We start from the raw sequence: 18,621 nt of genomic DNA on the forward strand, positions 1-18,621 counted from the left end.
GTCTGGTTGTGCGGGTGGATAGCGCCGATCAGATGATCGCATTGGCAAAGGGGTTTGAAGGCCAGCTGACCGCGACGATGCATCTGGATGATGGCGATGCGGACCTGGGCCGGCGCCTGCTGCCGGTGCTGGAACGTAAGGCGGGCCGGGTGATGGCGAATGGCTTCCCGACCGGTGTGGAAGTGTCAGATACGATGGTGCATGGCGGACCCTATCCGGCGTCAACCAATTTCGGCGCGACCTCGGTCGGTACCCTGTCGATCCGCCGCTTCCTGCGCCCCGTATGTTACCAAAACATCCCCAATGGCGTCTTGCCCGGGGACATCGCCTGATATTTAGCTGCGCCGTTAAGGCGCAGCATTCCCCCCCGGATTTCCGGGATAGATCTTTCATAACTTATCATATGAATTTGCCGTATTGTCTTATAACGCAGTCGGCAAGATGGAGAGGAGATTCCTATGGACCCGAAACAGATCAAACAGGCGTTGGGCTCAGGCCTATTGTCATTCCCGGTCACACCGTTTGACGCGAACAATAATTTCGCCATCGACCCGTATCAAAAACATGTCGAATGGTTATCGGGCTATGAAGCGCCGGTTTTGTTTGCCGCTGGTGGCACGGGTGAATTTTTTTCACTGCGTCCAGATGAGATCCCCGCAATCGTCAAAGCCGCCAAAGAAAGCGCGGGTAAAACGGCCATCGTGTCGGGCTGTGGCTATGGCACAGAAATCGCGGTTGGGATCGCAAAATCGGTTGAAAAAATCGGCGGTGACGGGATTTTGCTATTGCCGCATTACCTGATCGATGCGCCGCAGGAAGGGTTGTATCGCCATATCAAATCCGTCTGTGACAGCACCGGCATGGGCGTGATGGTCTACAATCGTGACAATGCCGTGTTGCAACCTGATACGCTGGCGCGTCTGTGTGATGATTGCCCCAACCTTGTGGGCTTCAAAGATGGCACGGGTGACATTGGTTTGGTGCGCCAGATCACCGCGAAAATGGGTGACCGTTTGACCTACCTGGGCGGTATGCCCACTGCAGAGCTGTTCGCAGAGGCCTATTTGGGCGCGGGCTTTACCACCTATTCCTCTGCTGTGTTCAATTTCGTTCCAGCGCTGGCCAACCGGTTCTATAACGCCTTGGCATCGGGGGATCGCGCACAATGCGAAGAAATCCTGAACTCGTTCTTCTATCCGTTCATGGAGCTGCGCGCGCGCCGCAAAGGCTATGCGGTGTCGGCGGTGAAGGCGGGCGTGCGCCTGGTGGGCTTTGATGCGGGCCCGGTTCGTGCACCGCTGGACGATCTGACCGGAGAAGAGGAAGATATCCTCAAGGCATTGATCGACGCACATCAATAAGGGGGCCAATATGAAAATCGTCGCAGTTCACACGCATCTTTTGGAACATCGGCTGGATGTCGCATTTGAAAGCGCCTCAATGCGGTTTGATCGGCGGGTCCACCTGCTGGTTGAAGTGGTCTGCGACGATGGCACCATTGGTTGGGGCGAATGTCTTGGTCCTGCTGGGCCAAACCGGGCAATGGTGCAGGCCTATTGTCAGTGGTTGATCGGTATGAACCCACTGGAGACCGAGAAGATCTGGGCAACTCTGTATAATGCGCTGCGCGATCAGGGGCAGCGCGGGATTGCGGCCACGGCACTGTCGGGGATTGATATCGCGCTGTGGGATATCAAGGGCAAACGTTATAATGTGCCGGTATCCACGTTGTTGGGCGGGAGGTTTCGCGATCGGGTGCGTGCCTATGCTACGGGGTCGTTCAAGCGTGACGGAGTGGATCGGGTGGAAGACAATGCATTGGAAACGGCAGGCCATGTGCAGGCGGGGTTCCATGCGGTCAAGATCAAGATCGGCTTTGATCCCGCTGAAGATCTGCGCGTGATTGCCGCTGTGCGCGACGCCATCGGGCCGCAGGCGCGGCTGATGATTGATGCCAATCACGGATATGATGTGATTGAGGCGGTGCGCGTGGGTAATGCCGCTGCCGACTACGGCGTGGATTGGTTTGAAGAACCGGTAATCCCCGAGCAGCTGGATGCCTATCGTGAGGTGCGCGCGCGCCAGCCCATCCCTGTTGCTGGTGGTGAAACATGGCACACGCGCTGGGGGTTCCGTGAGCCGATCCAGACGCGCGCGATTGATATTGCCCAGCCTGATCTATGTGGCGTGGGCGGCTTTACCGAGGCCAAGCGCGTATGCGATCTGGCCACGTTACATGGCGTGCGGGTGGTGCCCCATGTATGGGGCACAGCGGTGCATATCGCGGCGGCGTTGCAGTTTATGTCCGCGATGGTGCCCGATCCGGTGCGCAACAATCCAATTGAGCCGATCATGGAATTTGACCGCACGCACAATCCCTTCCGTCAGGCGGTTGCGATGCAACCGGTGGAGCATGACAACGGCTGGGTCACCGTGCCCGATGGGCCGGGGTTAGGGATTGAGATCAATCGAGACGCCTTACGTGAATTCGCACCGAAAGAGATGCCATGATTGACCGCAAGCTGACAGGCGCTGCACCCAAGACCCGCATTCCAAAGGGCGCGATTGACACGCAGATGCACATGTATCTGCCCGGCTATGCGTGGCGTGCCGATGGCAAAGGTGTTCCCAGCGATCCTTTGCCCACGCCTGATATGTATCGGCAGGTCATGGCTTGGCTGGGCTTGGACGGTGTGGTCATCACACAGGGCAATGGCCACGGTATGGATAATGCTAGCCTTATGGCCTGTTTGGAACAGATGGGAGAGAGCGCGCGCGGTGTTGCGGTGATCGACGCCGATACGACAGATGCGCAAGTTGAGCAGCTGTCGGCGGGCGGCGTTGTTGGCGCGCGGATCATGGATCTGCCCGGCGGCGCTGTGGGTTTGGATCAGTTGGAACGGGTCGATGCCCGTGCCCATGCTGCTGGTTGGATGATCGCGGTGCAATTTGATGGCAGTGCCTTGCCCGAATTGGAACCGCGCTTGGCCCGGCTGCAATCGAACTGGGTGCTCGACCATCATGGGAAAATATTTGACGGTATCACGCCAGCCCATGTCGATGTGGTGAAACGCTTGTTGGATGGCGGCAAGATGCATTTCAAACTTGCCGGGTGTTACGAGGCCGATCCCGCCGATGGGCCGCAATATCCGCGAATTGGCGCGATGGCGCGTCAGTTGGCGGACCACGCCCCAGATCGCATCATCTGGGGCACGAACTGGCCCCATAATGCGTTTTCGCGGACACAGGATTACGTCGATGATGCGGTCTTGTTGGATCTTGCTATGGGGTGGCTGGCCGATGACGATGCGCGGCAAAAGGCACTGGTTGATACTCCACGCGCGTTATACGGTTTTCCAAAACAGATAGGGTGATCAATGGCGCGTATCCTTTGCTATGGTGATAGTCTGACTTGGGGGCATAACATCGACAGCCCGCGTGGGTTGCGCCATGCGCCGCAAGATCAATGGCCCGAGGTTCTGGCCGCGGGCCTGCCAAAGCATCGGGTGCTTGCAGATGGTGTGGGCGGGCGCACCACCTGTTTTGATGACCATTCTGCACCATGTTGTCGCAATGGCGTGCGCAGTTTGCCGGTGGCGCTATCGGCGCATATGCCGCTGGATCTGGTGATTGTCATGTTGGGCACCAATGATTTGAAACCCGTGTATGGAGGTGTCGCAATTGCTGCGCAGGCGGGGATGCGGCGCCTGATCGAATTGATCCAGACCTTTCCCTACAAACCGCGTATTGCGCCGAAAATCATGATCGTGGCGCCGCCGATCTGTATCGCCCCGCAACGCAGGCGCCAGGATTCTGCGCAGCGGCCTGCGCAATCACAGCTGTTTGCATCGCTATATGCGGAACTGGCCGAAGAAACCGGTGTGGCCTATTTCAACGCGGCCAATGTTGCACGGCCTTCTCCCATTGATGGGGTGCATCTGGACGCGGAAAACACCCGCGCGATTGGGGCTGCGTTGATTGATCCGGTGCGCGCCCTGCTGGCATAGCGCCGGTGGCGCACAGTATCTGCGCCGTATCAAACAGTGGCGCAATCTTGCGGTGCGCCCTGGTCGATCCTTAGGTTATGGGCAACGAATGGCGGCATCTGGATGCGCGCCTTTTCTATGACCGGAGTATCATGTGATGAAGAATCTTGGGTTTCTATCGTTCGGACATTGGTCGCCAGATCACGGATCTCAGGTCCGCTCCGCCTCTGACGTGTTGTTGCAATCCATCGATCTTGCTGTCGCTGCTGAACAGCTGGGTCTGGATGGCGCGTATTACCGTGTGCACCATTACGCGCGTCAATTGGCCTCGCCATTTCCGCTTTTGGCGGCGGTCGGTGCGCGGACCTCAAAGATTGAGATCGGCACGGGTGTGATTGATATGCGCTATGAAAATCCGCTGTATATGATCGAAGATGCTGGTTCTGCGGATTTGATCGCGGGTGGGCGGCTACAATTGGGCATCAGCCGCGGCTCGCCCGAACAGGTGATCGATGGTTGGCGGCATTTTGGCTATGGCCCGGCAGACGGTGAAAGCCCCGCAGATATGGCCCGGCGCCATACCGAAGTCTTCCTGCAGCATCTGTCGGGTAAGGGTTTTGCACAGCCCAATCCTCGCCCGATGTTTCCCAACCCGCCGGGATTGTTGCGCCTAGAGCCGCATTCGGACGGGCTGCGCGACAGGATCTGGTGGGGGGCGGGATCAGATGCCACGGCGCAATGGGCTGCCAAGCTGGGTATGAACTTGCAAAGCTCGACGTTGAAAGATGACGAAACCGGCGAGCCGTTTCATGTTCAGCAGGCCAAACAAATCCGGGTCTACCGCGAGGCTTGGGCGCAGGCGGGCCACACCCGCAGTCCGCGCGTTTCTGTCAGCAGGTCAATCTTTGCGCTGATGAATGATACGGACCGAATGTATTTCGGGCGCGGCGGCAAAGAGCGTGACCAGTTCGGGATCATTGATCAGACCCGCTCTGTCTTTGGGCGCGGTTATGCCGATGAGCCGGATAAGCTGATCGCGCAGCTGCGCCAAGATGAAGCGATTGCTGAGGCAGATACTTTATTGCTGACCGTGCCCAATATGTTGGGCGTGGATTACAACGCCCATGTGATCGAAAGCATTTTGACACATGTGGCGCCTGCCCTTGGCTGGCGATAACTGTGACAATGCCTACGCCATCGGATCTGCCCCGGCCTTTGTGACCGGGGCAGATTTTGGGGCAAATATGTTATGTGCTTAGCTTATCTTGGGTTTTCAGATCGAAATCGGACGCGTCATGGCGTTCATGCAATTGATCCTCCAGTGGACCAAAGGTGCGATTGACCTTGCGCCCGCGCTGCACTGCCGGCCGGGCGGCGATTTCATCGGCCCAACGGCGAAGGTTTTTATAGCCATCCACCTGCAAGAATTCGGCAGCATTATAGGCCTGACCCAAAACCATATTGCCATACCACGGCCATGTGGCGATATCGGCGATCGTATAGTCATCCCCGCCTAAGAAGCGATTATTGGCCAGCTCCCGGTCCAGAACATCCATCTGCCGCTTTGCTTCCATTGCAAAACGGTTGATGGGATATTCAAACTTCTCAGGGGCATAGGCATAGAAATGGCCAAAACCACCACCCAGATAGGGCGCGGACCCCTGCAGCCAGAACAGCCAGTTCATTGCTTCGGTTTTATGCGCTGGATCTGTGGGCAGGAACTGTCCGAATTTCTCGGCCAGATACAACAAGATCGCGCCGGATTCGAACACCCGGCTGCCTGTATCCGTGTCCAGCAATGCGGGGATTTTTGAATTTGGGTTAATCTCCACAAAGCCGCTGGAGAATTGGTCGCCCTCGCCAATGCGGATCAGATGTGCGTCATATTCAGCGCCCGTTTCCCCGCGCGCCAACAGCTCTTCCAGTAAGATCGTGACTTTTTGTCCATTGGGCGTGCCCATGGAGTAAAGCTGTAATGGATGCGTGCCGCGCGGCAGCTGTGCCTCATGGGTGGCGCCGGCAATAGGGCGGTTCGTGCTGGCCCATTTCCCACCGCTTTCGGCATCCCATGTCCAGATTTTGGGGGGCTGATAACCGGTTGTGTCGGTCATGATCGGGTTCCTTTCAGGATGGGGATCGGGGCCTTGTGCCAGCCAATCCCCGTTTTTGTTTTGGGGCCATCGCATTGGGGGCGGTGTTCCCGCGGTGCGATGGGGCGTATCTTGACTATTACCTTATGACCGGGACGAATCTTTTCAAGATGAACACCGCGATATTGGCCGTGCGTTTACGCAGGGATAAACTGCGCATAGCGCGGATGTGCATCGCACCATTGGCGCGCGCAATCTTGTGCCAGATCAAAGACATTTTGCGCCAGTTTCCGCCGCGCGCCCGTCAAATGCACGCAGCGCACATCGAATGGTGCCAGCGGAACAGAAACCGGAACCTCGGTCAGTAATCCCTGTGCCAGCTCGGTTTCCAACACGGCCAACGGAACGGCGGACAGACCATAGCCCTGCCGCAGCATGTCGCAAATTGTGGACATCGCATTGCCGTAATGGCGCGGTGCGGGGCGGGTATCGGATTCGTCGATATAATCGGCGATGGGACTGTATATTGGCGAGGTGCGCGGATATAAAATCAGTGGCTGGGCGCGTAGGTCGCGCGGGGTTAAGGGCCGCCCAAGCTGGGGCACAAGATCGGGCCGCCCCGCCCAGCCCACGCTATAGCGCACTGCAAAACTGTCGGGCACCAACTCCAGACCAGCCTCGCCGGTGGCGAAGGCCAGATCAACAGCGCCCGCATTGACCTGATCGCGAATTTCATTGGTGGAGCTGATGGTGATATCGATCAACTGATCCGGATCTACCTCTGACAGGCGTTTGCGCAGCAGGTTCCCCCATGTCAGCCCGGCCGGACCGACAATGGCAATCGCAAAACGGCGCCGGTTCTTCTGTTTCAGGCGGCCGATCATCGCCTCATGCATATTCATGAAACGTTCGGCAAATTCGGCCACTTCCATTCCCGGTGCGGTCAGGCGAAAACTGGGCGCGTCACGGTCAATCAACTTGACGCCGAATTCATCCTCCAGCCCGGAAATCCGTGCTGAAACGGCAGGCTGCGTCAGGCCGATATGGTCCGCCACTTGGTGAAAGCTGTGCAGGCGGGTTAGCCAATAGAAGGCTTCAAGCTGTTTGAAATTCATGTGAAATTTTTACGGCCTGTCGCGGCAGATGGCCATAGAATTCTTCTATCTGCCCCTGCAATTCTTTTGTTTTGACCGCAGCGCCTCTGGCAGAAAGATTGGGGCGGACGGGGTCTGCCCCGCATAGACCAAAGGTACAAAGGAACCCCTGATGATCGTTGCGATATATTTGCCCTCTACCGAGAAAACCCAAGATTGGTGCGCCATGATGGGGGATTTGTTGCCAGATTGGCAGGTGGTGTCGATGCATGACGATATCGCCGTCGAAACGGTTGATTTCGCGCTTGTGTGGCGCCCGCGGACCGGGGATTTGGCGCGGTTCACAAACCTGAAAGCGATTGTATCAATTGGTGCGGGGATTGATCACGTTGTGGCGGATGCTGAACTGCCCCGCCATGTTCCGATCATTCGGACCGTTGGCACGGATTTGACTCAGCGCATGCGCGAATATGTGGCGCTGCATGTGTTGCGCCATCACCGCAATACACCGGCATTGGCTGTGTCGCAGGCCGCAAGCAAGTGGGCGCCGATCGTTGTACCGCCTGCGCCAAAACGGCGTGTTGGTGTGATGGGTTTGGGCAATCTGGGCGCGCAAGCGGCGAAAACATTGTCTATGCTAGGGTTTGATACGGTCGGCTGGGCACGCTCTGGCCGCGAAATTGAGGGGGTGACCTGCTATTCAGGGCCGGAGCAATTTGACGAATTCCTGACCGGAACCGAAATTTTGGTGAATCTGTTGCCTTTGACAGACCCGACGCGCGGTATTTTGAACGCTGGGCTGTTCAACCGGCTGGCGCGCGGTGCTTGTGTGATCAATGCGGCGCGTGGACCGCATATGGTGGACCAAGATTTGCTGGCGGCGCTGGCATCGGGGCAGGTGGCGCAGGCAACCTTGGACGTGTTCCATATTGAGCCCTTGCCGGAAGATCATCCGTTCTGGAGCCATCCACAAATTACGGTCACGCCGCATGTGGCTTCGTTAATCGATGCGCCGACCGGGTCGCGGATCATCGCCAAGAACCTGCGTGATTTTGCAGCCAATGGCACGGTTGACGACATTGCGGATGCCAATCGCGGATATTGATCGGCCCCATGCTATGCAGCGATGAAAACGGGCGCCTTGGAAGGGCGCCCGTTTTGCTGTTCAGGTTCTGGTTCCGTGAGTGAATAACCCAGTTCTGCTTATGACAACTTATCCGCGACCATTTTGCATGCGCCCGACATCTGGCCCAGATGCGTTCCCTCGGTGATTTTTGCCTCGTTAATGCGGCCCTTTTCGGTTTTCTCTTCGCCCAGACGCAGAACTTCGTCCAGATCTTCGGGGGCGATGAATAAAACGCCACAATCATCGGCCAGAACGGCATAACCGGGCAGCACAGCCGCGCCTGCAATATTTACGGGAATGTTAAATCCGCCGCCGGAGTTATACAGCCGCGTCGTGACGGGCGAAGGCCCGCGTGACCACATTGGGAAATCCTGCTCTTCGATTTCCAATGTGTCAGTATGGGGACCATCGACGCAACCACCGTCCAGCTTCATCATTGCCGCCATGCGGGTGACGCCACCGCCCCAGCAGGCATATTTTGTATCACCCAAACGGTCGACCGCCAGAAAATATCCCGGCCCGACCTGTGACAAACAATCATGCAATAAGGTGCTGTCCAGACCCGGGATGGCCAGCGTGCACAGAGTCGATGCAATGGTTTTACCGCGTAGCACGGGCTGAATCGCCGGGCTGGCGAAACCAAAGTGATAGAAATGCCCAATTGTCGCGGTTTCCAGCTTGGCCAGACGGTCCAGCTTCTCTTGCGGGATTTTGGCAGGCATTGGGTTCTTTTTATAGATCAGATTGGTCATTGGATGTGTCCGTTCATTGGTCTTCGGATATTGGGCGAAAGTGGGTTACTGGGTCTCTGGCCCAAGGATTAGATTGGGAAGGAAGGTCGAAAACTCTGGCACATAGGTGAGTAAGACCAAGACGCCGATCAGTGGCACAAGGAATGGCAGAACCGCCATTGTGACAGCTTCGAAACGCACGCGGCCGACCTCGGATACGATATACAGGCCGATCCCCATTGGCGGGGTTGCGATGCCGATCAGTAGCCCCAGCTGGATGATGATGCCGAAATGCACCCGGTCGATGCCATAGGCGTCAATCACCGGCAGCAACGTGGGAACCAAGATCAGCTTGGCCGGGACGCCTTCGACAACGCAGCCGACAAGGATGATGAACACCACCAGCAGGCCAAGAAAGACGTTGCGACTATCGGTCAGTTCAAAGATCTGATCGGCCAGTTTTTGCGGTGCCTGATCAATTGCCAGCAGCCATCCCATCGCAATGGAAAACGCAATGATGATCATGATCACCGCGGTCATCGCGGCGCTATCGGTCAATGCGCCCATGAATTTTTTCCATGTCAATTCGCGATACCAAATGCCCAGACCGATACAATACAGGCAAGCCAGAACACCGGCCTCGGTCGCGGTAACGAAGCCAAACATGATAGACCCCAGGATGATTGCCGGGGCCATCAGCGCCAGGAACCCGTGTTTCGCGGTCGCACCAACCTGACGCACAGTGGCGCGTTCTTGGGTTGGAAATTCCTTAAATTGCGCCACAAAACGCACATAAAGCATCAGCGCCAAACCCACGGTCACACCGGGGACAAGTCCGGCGAGGAACATGCGCTCAATTGATTGCTGCGCCAAAAAGGCATATAGCACCAAGCCAATCGAGGGTGGGATCAACGGACCTATGACCGAAGAGGCCACGGTGACAGCCGCCGCAAACGGTGCCTGATAGCCGCGCTCGCGCATTGCCTTGATTTCAATCGCGCCAAGCCCGGCGCAATCGGCCACGGCTGCGCCAGAAATTCCGGCAAAGATCATGGATGACAAGATATTCACCTGTGCCAGCCCAGCTTTCATATGGCCGACCAGCGCATTGGCAAAGTTGAAAATCCGCTCGGTGACGCCGGCCACATTCATCAGATTTCCAGCCATGATAAAGAAGGGCACAGCGGTCAGCGACGCCTTATTTACCCCTTCCAGCATCTGTTGCGGAATGATCTGTAATGCGTTCGAGAAGTCAGAGGTGACAAAGGTTAGTAGGGTGGCAGAGCCAATGGCGATAGAAATCGGAACGCGCAGCAAAATCAACAGAAGGAAGCTGCCAAACAGAATATAGGCCAAATCACGCCTCCGGATGGTGGGTTGAGATATTTTCTGGCAGGCCGGCAATCTGTTTTGCCAGATCCAGAAGGCCGGTCAGCAGGACTAACATTGCTGAAAGAAACAGCGGCACAGACAGCGCCTGACGGGGCAGTTCAACACCGTTTGGCAAAATCGCACCGTCCACAACACCGCGCGAGGTGGTCATTACCGTTGAGAAATTCATCAAAAGCACCACGCAGACGCCGATCGCGGCCAGATCGGCCACAGTGCGTGTCAGCGCAAAACCTTTTGGCCCCAAAAGCTGCGCCAAAAAGTCGATCCGGACATCTTTTAACCGCACGATAATGGCGAAGAAGCCAAAAAAGGACAGCCACACAAAAAACACCATCGTCCATGGCCAGATCCAATAGGCGGACCAGCCAAGCGGGCGGGCGATGATTGTCACGGTTGTCAAAAACAACATGACCAACAGGCAGGCATTGGACAGACCCAAAAACACACCGCCCAATCGCCAATTCATCACATCAAGCCGGTGAAGGACGCGTTGAAACGCGCCCTCCGGTTCATAGGTCGGGCCCGTCATTGCGACACGCGGGTTGCTTCAACGGCGGCCATATAACCTTCTGGCATCTCGCCGGAGGCTTCCATTTCCGCATAAAACGGCTTGAGCGCGTCAACGAAGGGCTGGGTGTCCAGTTCGGTATAGGTGGCGCCGCCATCGACCATGCGCTTGATGCTGGCATCGGCCACCTCAAACATCAGATCGCGGGAATAGGCGCCGGTTTCTTCATAGGCTTTCAACAACCCCGCCTTGGTGTCGTCATCAAGCGCATCATAGGCGGCCAAGTTCATCATAAAGCCGATGGACTGCCAATATTCATCATGGCGGCCGATATAGGGTGCGACCTCGTTAAAGCGCATGGCTTCGACCAAAGCGATGGGGGAATTGACCGCCTGAACGATGTCCTTTTGGATAGATTGATAGACCTCTGTCCAGGGCAGGGTGATGACTTCTGCGCCCAGATGATCCCAGATCGAAATCGCCAGTTTCTCGGGGTGCATCCGCAGTTTCAGACCGTTGATATCCTCGACCCCGTTGATCGGCGTGTTCGATACGATGACACGAAACGGACCGCGCAGCACAGCCGTAGGTTCGCCCAACGGGCCAACGCCGGCTTCATCTGCGATCTTGTCAAACCAACCCTTGACCATATCGGTTTGCATGAACCGCACCCAATGGTCGTAATCGTCAAACATAAAGGCGGGGGTGGCCCAGCTGATTTCAGGCACCCATTTTTTCATGAAACCATAGCCTTCGGCATAGATATTCACGACCCCGGCTTGCAGCTGTTCCAGCACCGCGTCTTCTTTGCCAAGCTGTTCGTTGGGATAGACATCAATCGTCAGCTCCCCATTAGTATATTCTTCCGTAAGATCGGCAAATTTTTGAAAGACTTGGCCTTCGGGGCTGTCGACGGGCATTTTCGTGGCCATGCGCCATGTGTCTGCGTGAACGGACGAGCTGGTAAAAGCGATGGCGATTGCGGCGGTGGAAAGCAGGCCTTGAAAGCGGGTCATTGTCATCCTCTCTGTTGTGGCGGACGAGTGTATTTTTATGTGGCGTCTGTGGCCTTCGGCACCCTGTCCGTGGCCCTACTGCGCCCGAGCCCACGCCGGGAAGCAAATCCAAAGGATTTATGCCGGCATAAAATTTTTTATGTGTGGGCGGAGACAGGGGCCAATAGCGGGGGCTAATTTTGCCGTGCCACTCCGGAAGTGGTGAAAGGTTGATGCGCCCGGTTCATCATAAAAAGCAGGGGTTTGAGTGGCCGAAACGGGTAAAGAGGCGGGATTGCGGTGTGTGGATACGGGCATAAATGCGGGGCTGTAGTCACTAACCGCGCAGAATCGGAAATTTTTACAACCATTCCCACGGTGTTCAGAGGTTGCATCAAAACTGGGCAGGTTGGATCAAATTTGCGCCACTTGGTTATTGATTGGACAGTCAATAACGCTCTCGTGGATGTGAAAATTGCGGACATGCACGGGATCAGTCACGCATATCTTACGACAGCTAAAGTGGTGACACGCGCGTGCCCACGCTGTGACAAACCGGCTGCAGCAGTGTGGGAGAGCTTGATGGTTCGAATGATGCAAGGATACACACGGGTTCTGGACAAGATCTCCGATTGCGTCGGGATCGTCTCTATGTATCTGATTTTTCTGATGGTTGCGGTTCTTCTGTTAGATGCAGTAACGCGCAATGTGCTGGATATTCCGCTGCATTGGTGCATTGAATTCGCGCAGTTCACCCTGGCGGCCTATTATTTCATGGGCGGCCCAAAAACGTTGAAAGACGGCGAACATGTGCGGATGGACCTGCTTTATGAAAAACTGTCTTGGCGGGGCAAGCACCGGCTGGATCTGATTATGAGCCTGTGTTTGCTGTTCTATCTGGGCGTATTGCTGTGGGGGTCTGTCAGCTCATTAGAATATGCGATCAAAACGGGCGAGCGACGATTTTCGATGTGGAACCCGTCAATGATTCCGATCAAGGCGCTGATGGTGGGCTGCATCATCTTGATGGTGCTGCAGACGATTTCTGAAATGTTCAAGCATGTGCTTGCCCTGCGCGGCAAAACGACGGAGGGCACAGCATGAGCTATGAAATGATCGCGTTATTGATGTTCGCATCTATGATGGTTCTGATGCTGACCGGGCAACGTGTGTTTGCGGCGATTGGCTGCGTCGCGGCGGGGGCAGTGCTGTTGCTTTATGGCACGGGTGGGGTGGAAATCCCATTTTCTGCCGCGTTCAAACTGTTCAACTGGTTCCCGATGCTGACGCTGCCGCTGTTTATCTACATGGGCTATATTCTGTCAGAGGCGGGCATCGCCGAAGATTTGTATAAGATGTTGCATGTCTGGTTCGGCCGGGTGCGCGGCGGGCTGGCGATTGGCACGATTTTCCTGATGGTTATCATCTCGGCGATGAACGGGTTGTCGGTGGCAGGGATGGCGATCGGGGCGACAATCGCGCTGCCAGAGATGCTGCGTCGTGGCTATGATAAAGTGTTGATAACGGGTGTGGTGCAGGGCGGATCGTCGCTGGGGATCTTGGTGCCGCCTTCGGTCGTGATGGTGCTATACGGTATGATCGCCCGCCAACCTGTGTCGCAGCTATGGCTGGCGGGCGTGGTGCCGGGGTTACTTATGGCGCTGTTGTTTGTGCTGTATGTGGTGATCCGTGCATGGCTGAACCCCAAGCTTGCGCCGCTGGTCAGCGAAGATGAATTGGCCATGCCAATGTCAGAAAAGCTGAAGCTTTTGCGGGCGGGTATCATTCCCTTCCTGATTTTCTTTGCGATGACCGGGCTGTTCGTGATGGGTGTGACATCCCTTGTTGAAAGTTCTGCCGTGGGCGCCACTGCGGCAACGTTGGCGGCGGTGGTGAAGGGTAAATTCACCTTTCGCCTGATCCATGAGACGGCAAAAAAGACGATGGCTGTGTCATGCATGTTCTTATGGTTGATCCTGGCCGCGTTGGCCTTTGGGTCGGTCTTTGACGGTCTGGGCGCGGTGCGAGCCCTGGAAAATCTGTTCATCAACAATTGGGATTTGTCTCCGTGGCAAGTTATTATCATGATGCAGGTCAGCTTTCTGGTCATGGGAATGTTCTTGGATGACACGGCGATGCTGGTTATTGTTGCCCCGCTCTATGTGCCTTTGGTCAAAATGTTGGATCTGGGCATGGGTGGGGGTTCGGCGCAGCTGATTTGGTTCGGCGTGCTGTATACGATGACCTGCCAGATCGCCTATATCACCCCGCCGTTCGGCTATAACCTATTCTTGATGCGGGCGATGGCCCCCAAGGATATCACCTTGCCCGATATTTACCGCTCTATTTGGCCGTTTGTGCTGATGATGGCTGTGTCCATCGCGCTGGTGATGATCTTCCCACAGCTTGCGCTTTGGTTGCCCACCGCGCTGCGCTGATTTTTTTACCTAACACGACCCGTTTAGAGGTCGGACCCAACCCCGTGGAGAGTGACATGACAAAGCTAATCAAACCTATCGGCGCGCCGCAAAGCCCGTTGAAATCACGTCGGAAATTTTTGCAAGGCGGTGCGCTGGGTGCTGCCGCCACGCTGGCCGCCCCGGCCGCCATCGCGCAGCAAGGCGCGCTGAAATGGCGTATGCAAACCTATTCCGGCGCGCCCCTTGGTGCCCATGTGATCAAGCCACAGATCGACGCCTTCAACGAGGCCGCAAATGGCGATATGGAGATCGAACTTTATTATGCCGATCAGCTGGTTCCCACCGGGGAGCTGTTCCGCGCCATGCAGTCGGGCGTGATTGACGCGGTGCAATCGGATGAGGCGTCGATGGCCAGCCCGGTCGATATTGCTGTGTTCGGTGGGTATTTCCCCTTTGCCACGCGCTACAGTCTGGATGTGCCGGCACTTTTCAATTATTATGGTCTGAATGAGATCTGGAAAGAAGCCTATGATGAGGTCGACAATGTCACATGGCTGTCGGCCGGGGCGTGGGATCCATTGCACATCTTTACCAAAGAGCCGATCCGTTCCTTGGAAGATATGCGCGGCAAACGCGTCTTTGGCGTGCCAACCGCAGGGATGTTCTTGTCAAAGTACGGTCTGATCCCGGTGACGATCCCGTGGGATGATGTTGAGGTCGCACTGCAAACAGGCGAGCTGGACGGGGTTGCGTGGTGTGGCTTTACCGAAGCCTATGAGGTCGGCTGGGCCGATATCTGCAATTATGCGCTGACAAATTCCGTGACCGGCGCATGGTTTGGCAGCTATTTTGCCAATACCGAAAGCTGGAATAAGGTGCCGCCGCATCTGCAGGCGCTGTTCAAGATGTCAATTGATCAATCCCACTACTACCGCAACTATTGGTATTGGGGCGGCGAGGCCAAGCTGCGGGTTGAGGGCGACAAGATGGAGCTGACATCAATCCCGCCAGAAGAATGGGCGACCGTAACAGGCGATGCCGAGGCGTTCTGGGATCAGATTGCCGAACGTGGTGATCGGCCAAAACGGGTTGTGGATGCGTTCAAGAAATACGCCGCAACTATGGAAAAAGCGGGCTATCCCTATCGCTAAGACGTTTATTTGATGCAACATTTGGGTGGGCCGATTGTGGCCCGCCTATCGCGCGATCGGAGACGATATGAGCTATTGCACCACGCTTGCGGGCGAGATCTATCGGTTTGATGATCTGCGTATGGTTATGGCCCGCGCAACGCCCAAGCGGGCCGGCGACCAATTGGCCGGACTGGCGGCCACATCGGATGTGGAACGCGTGGCGGCGCAGATGGTCTTGGCGGATATGCCGCTGAAAACCTTTCTGACACAGGCTTTGGTCCCCTATGAAGATGATGAGGTGACGCGGCTGATTATTGACAGCCATGATGCACAGGCCTTTGCCCCGGTGTCGCATATGACAGTAGGACAATTGCGCGAATGGCTGTTGAGCGATCAGGCCACGCCTGCGCGGATTGGCGCGCTGAAATGGGGTCTGACGCCGGAAATGGTGGCGGCTGTGTCGAAGCTGATGCGCAATCGAGATTTGATTTCGGTAGCGCGAAAAATTCAGGTGATTTCAAAATTCCGCACCACGCTGGGCTTGCCCGGGCGGATTGGATCACGCCTGCAACCTAACCACCCCAGCGATGATTTGCGGGGCATTGCGGCCTCGACATTGGATGGGTTGTCCTATGCTGTGGGTGACGCGGTGATAGGGGTAAACCCGGCCACCGACAATATTCCCAATGCGATGGCGCTGTTGTCCATGCTGGACGACCTGATTGCGCGATATGAAATTCCGACCCAAAGCTGTGTGCTGACCCATGTGACCAACTCGATCCAGATGATCGAAAACGGCGCGCCCTTGGATCTGGTCTTTCAGTCGGTGGCCGGCACACAGGCGGCCAATGCAGGTTTCGGTGTGGATCTGAATATCTTGCAAGAGGCGCATGAGGCCGAACGCGGTTTGAACCGTGGTACGGTTGGCAGCAACTGTATGTATTTTGAAACCGGGCAGGGCTCTGCATTGTCGGCGGATGCGCATCACGGTGTGGATCAGCAAACGCTGGAAGTGCGGGCCTATGCCGTCGCGCGGGCCTATGATCCGCTGCTGGTCAATACCGTGGTGGGCTTTATCGGGCCAGAATATCTGTATGATGGCAAAGAGATTATCCGTGCCGGGCTGGAGGATCATTTCTGCGGTAAATTGCTGGGCCTGCCGATGGGCTGTGATGTGTGTTACACCAATCATACCGAAGCAGATCAAGATGATATGGATGTGTTGATGACACTGTTGGCCGATGCGGGGACACATTTTCTGATTGGTGTACCTGGGGCGGATGATATCATGCTGTCTTATCAGTCGCTCTCATTCCACGATATCGCTTATTTGCGCAATTCCTTTGGGCTGAAAGCCGCGCCCGAGTTTGAAGATTGGCTGACGCGCATGGGGTTGATTGATGGTCAGGGGCTGCTGCCGCCTGAAGGTTCTGCCGTGCAGGCGCTGATTGGTCAGGGGGCATCATGAGCGACGTTCCAGCATATGATCGTTGGGCCAGATTGCGCGCGGCAACGCCTGCGCGGATCGGCTTGGGTCGGACGGGTGCTGGCCTGCCCACAGGTGCCGATCTGGCGTTCCGCCTGGCCCATGCCCGGGCGCGCGATGCGGTGCATTCCGCGTTGGATTTCGATGCACTTGCCGCAGATTTGGCACCCTTGCCCGTGCTGCGCGTTGCGTCGCAGGCTGAAGATCGCGCCAGCTATCTAAAGAGGCCGGATTTAGGGCGTAAATTGGCAGATGGGACCAGGTTGGAACCGCTGGCTGTGCGCCCGGATGTTGTATTTGTCGTGGCCGATGGCCTGTCCTCCGATGCGGTTGCGGCCCATGCGGCGGAGGTGGTGCATGCCAGCGCGGCGCGGTTGGCTGGGCGGGTGATCGGCCCGGTTGTTCTGGCATCCCAAGCGCGCGTGGCAATTGGCGATCAGATCGGTCATGCATTGGGTGCACGGATGGTCGTAGTGCTGGTGGGAGAGCGCCCGGGGCTGACCGTGGCGGACAGTCTTGGCGCCTATATCACCTTTGCACCCGCGCCCGGGCGCCGGGATTCTCAGCGAAATTGCATTTCTAATATTCACGCCAAAGGCGGGCTTAGCACCGATCAGGCAGCGCATAAAATCGCGTGGTTAGTTGCACAGGCGCTGCGCCTTGAATTGACCGGAACCGGCTTGAAAGATGACGCACCTGCGCTGGCAAGTCACAGCGCTGCGACGCAATTGGGTCAATGAGTCGCAACCAACCCAACCAATTATGCAGGAGACGGTCGCAAGCAGACATATTTAGGCTATGACTAGGCTATCTATTTGAGGATATTTTATGAAACCGGCATCGCGGCGTGACGATATTCTTTCGTTGATCAATGAATTTGGCTCTGTTCAGGTGGATATTCTGGCAGAGCGGTTCCAGACATCGCGCGAAACCATTCGGCGTGATTTGACGGAACTGGATGCAGCTGGTGCCATTCGCAAAGTGCATGGTGGGGCGAAGCGGGCTTTGCCCCCTTCTGTGGTCTTGTCTGAAGGCGCATTTGAGGCCCGCATGGCAGAGCAGACCGTCGAAAAGGCACTGATCGGGCGGGCGGCAGCCGCATTATTTGACGAAGGGTCGGTGATTTTTGTGGATACGGGCTCGACCACGATTGCCTTCGCACGGGCTCTGGCGCGAAGACGTGGTGTGACGGTCATCACCAATTCACCTGAAATCGCGGGGGTTCTTGCCCGGGCAGAGGCGCAGCACCGGGTGTATCTGCTGGGCGGGGAGGTCGCGGCCAAGGGGCAAGAAACGCTGGGTGCCTTGGCGGTGGAGCAATTGGAGCGGTTCAAGGCAGAGCATGTAGTGCTAACCGTTGGGGCCGTAACCCATTCTGATATAATGGATTATGACCTACGTGAGACAGAGATGGCGCGGGCGATGATCGCGCGGGCCCACTGTGTCACCGTATTGGCCGATTACACCAAACTGTGCCGCGCTGCGGTGTTTGACGTTGCCGCTTTGAAGGATGTGGATCGTCTGGTGACCGATCGCGCCCCGCAACCGGATATGGCGCAAGCACTTCAGGCCGCGGGTGTTGAGGTGATTATCGCCACATCATAACGGCGGTCCTTGTGACTAAAAAACGGGCGGGATTGCCTGTTTCCGGAAAACTCCG

18 protein-coding genes and 1 pseudogene are annotated in these 18,621 nt (G+C 56.5%); 13 read left to right on the plus strand and 6 right to left on the minus strand.

Going from position 1 to position 18,621, the window contains the following annotated elements:
* From BFP70_RS00670 to BFP70_RS00695, 6 genes and pseudogenes are all read left to right on the plus strand, one after another.
* Nucleotides 1–332: pseudogene (locus BFP70_RS00670) on the plus strand (aldehyde dehydrogenase (NADP(+))); the annotation flags it as partial.
* Between the two features lie 126 nt (nt 333–458).
* Nucleotides 459–1,361 carry a 5-dehydro-4-deoxyglucarate dehydratase gene (gene kdgD, locus BFP70_RS00675; protein WP_066009156.1) on the plus strand — a complete coding sequence of 301 codons (903 nt, stop codon included), beginning with the start codon at nt 459–461 and terminating at the stop codon, nt 1,359–1,361.
* A gap of 10 nt (nt 1,362–1,371) precedes the next feature.
* Nucleotides 1,372–2,511 carry a mandelate racemase/muconate lactonizing enzyme family protein gene (locus tag BFP70_RS00680; RefSeq protein ID WP_066009157.1) on the plus strand — a complete coding sequence of 380 codons (1,140 nt, stop codon included), beginning with the start codon at nt 1,372–1,374 and terminating at the stop codon, nt 2,509–2,511.
* Nucleotides 2,508–3,374, plus strand: a complete 867-nt coding sequence (locus BFP70_RS00685; protein WP_066009158.1) for an amidohydrolase family protein — start codon at nt 2,508–2,510, stop codon at nt 3,372–3,374. Before BFP70_RS00680 ends, BFP70_RS00685 begins: the two co-directional genes overlap by 4 nt.
* A gap of 3 nt (nt 3,375–3,377) precedes the next feature.
* On the plus strand, nt 3,378–4,007 hold the full coding sequence (locus BFP70_RS00690) for an SGNH/GDSL hydrolase family protein (RefSeq protein WP_066009159.1): 630 nt from the start codon (nt 3,378–3,380) through the stop codon (nt 4,005–4,007).
* Nucleotides 4,008–4,143: 136 nt separating this feature from the next.
* Nucleotides 4,144–5,163, plus strand: coding sequence for an LLM class flavin-dependent oxidoreductase (locus BFP70_RS00695; protein ID WP_066009161.1), 1,020 nt, complete (start codon nt 4,144–4,146; stop codon nt 5,161–5,163).
* A gap of 70 nt (nt 5,164–5,233) precedes the next feature.
* Here BFP70_RS00695 and yghU read toward each other — a convergent pair whose 3' ends face one another.
* Both yghU and BFP70_RS00705 read right to left on the minus strand, forming a co-directional pair.
* Complete coding sequence (yghU, locus tag BFP70_RS00700) at nt 5,234–6,097, minus strand: glutathione-dependent disulfide-bond oxidoreductase (protein ID WP_066009163.1); 864 nt, start codon at nt 6,095–6,097, stop codon at nt 5,234–5,236.
* Between the two features lie 176 nt (nt 6,098–6,273).
* Nucleotides 6,274–7,191, minus strand: a complete 918-nt coding sequence (locus BFP70_RS00705; RefSeq protein ID WP_066009165.1) for a LysR family transcriptional regulator — start codon at nt 7,189–7,191, stop codon at nt 6,274–6,276.
* Nucleotides 7,192–7,342: 151 nt separating this feature from the next.
* Here BFP70_RS00705 and BFP70_RS00710 point away from each other — a divergent pair, with 151 nt between their 5' ends.
* Nucleotides 7,343–8,275 carry a glyoxylate/hydroxypyruvate reductase A gene (locus tag BFP70_RS00710; RefSeq protein WP_066009167.1) on the plus strand — a complete coding sequence of 311 codons (933 nt, stop codon included), beginning with the start codon at nt 7,343–7,345 and terminating at the stop codon, nt 8,273–8,275.
* A gap of 98 nt (nt 8,276–8,373) precedes the next feature.
* On the opposite strand, the gene BFP70_RS00715 is transcribed toward BFP70_RS00710, so the two are convergent.
* From BFP70_RS00715 to BFP70_RS00730, 4 genes are read right to left on the minus strand one after another with little or no spacing between them, the layout of a single operon-like run.
* Complete coding sequence (locus tag BFP70_RS00715; RefSeq protein ID WP_083217271.1) at nt 8,374–9,048, minus strand: RraA family protein; 675 nt, start codon at nt 9,046–9,048, stop codon at nt 8,374–8,376.
* 45 nt (nt 9,049–9,093) lie between these two features.
* A complete protein-coding gene (locus tag BFP70_RS00720; RefSeq protein ID WP_066009170.1) occupies nt 9,094–10,383 on the minus strand; it encodes a TRAP transporter large permease in 1,290 nt (429 codons plus the stop codon).
* A gap of 1 nt (nt 10,384) precedes the next feature.
* A complete protein-coding gene (locus BFP70_RS00725; protein ID WP_066009172.1) occupies nt 10,385–10,948 on the minus strand; it encodes a TRAP transporter small permease in 564 nt (187 codons plus the stop codon).
* Entirely contained in the window at nt 10,945–11,943 is a 999-nt protein-coding gene (locus BFP70_RS00730; RefSeq protein ID WP_066009174.1) for a TRAP transporter substrate-binding protein, read from the minus strand. The genes BFP70_RS00725 and BFP70_RS00730 overlap by 4 nt, the downstream gene beginning before the upstream one ends.
* 561 nt (nt 11,944–12,504) lie before the next feature.
* Between BFP70_RS00730 and BFP70_RS00735 the strand changes: the two genes are divergently transcribed.
* From BFP70_RS00735 to BFP70_RS00760, 6 genes are all read left to right on the plus strand, one after another.
* A complete protein-coding gene (locus BFP70_RS00735; protein ID WP_066009177.1) occupies nt 12,505–13,026 on the plus strand; it encodes a TRAP transporter small permease subunit in 522 nt (173 codons plus the stop codon).
* Nucleotides 13,023–14,360 (plus strand): TRAP transporter large permease subunit, encoded by a 1,338-nt coding sequence (locus BFP70_RS00740; RefSeq protein WP_066009180.1) that lies wholly within the window; start codon nt 13,023–13,025, stop codon nt 14,358–14,360. The genes BFP70_RS00735 and BFP70_RS00740 overlap by 4 nt, the downstream gene beginning before the upstream one ends.
* Before the next feature lie 98 nt (nt 14,361–14,458).
* Complete coding sequence (locus BFP70_RS00745; protein ID WP_218059640.1) at nt 14,459–15,493, plus strand: TRAP transporter substrate-binding protein; 1,035 nt, start codon at nt 14,459–14,461, stop codon at nt 15,491–15,493.
* A gap of 67 nt (nt 15,494–15,560) precedes the next feature.
* Complete coding sequence (locus tag BFP70_RS00750; RefSeq protein ID WP_066009182.1) at nt 15,561–16,943, plus strand: ethanolamine ammonia-lyase subunit EutB; 1,383 nt, start codon at nt 15,561–15,563, stop codon at nt 16,941–16,943.
* The gene (eutC, locus tag BFP70_RS00755; RefSeq protein ID WP_066009183.1) at nt 16,940–17,701 is read left to right on the plus strand and encodes an ethanolamine ammonia-lyase subunit EutC; all 762 of its coding nucleotides are present in this window, start codon (nt 16,940–16,942) and stop codon (nt 17,699–17,701) included. Before BFP70_RS00750 ends, eutC begins: the two co-directional genes overlap by 4 nt.
* Nucleotides 17,702–17,789: 88 nt before the next feature.
* Entirely contained in the window at nt 17,790–18,566 is a 777-nt protein-coding gene (locus tag BFP70_RS00760) for a DeoR/GlpR family DNA-binding transcription regulator (protein ID WP_066009184.1), read from the plus strand.
* Nucleotides 18,567–18,621: the final 55 nt, after the last annotated feature.

The organism is Thioclava sp. SK-1 (genome assembly GCF_001705665.1).
GTDB lineage: Bacteria > Pseudomonadota > Alphaproteobacteria > Rhodobacterales > Rhodobacteraceae > Thioclava.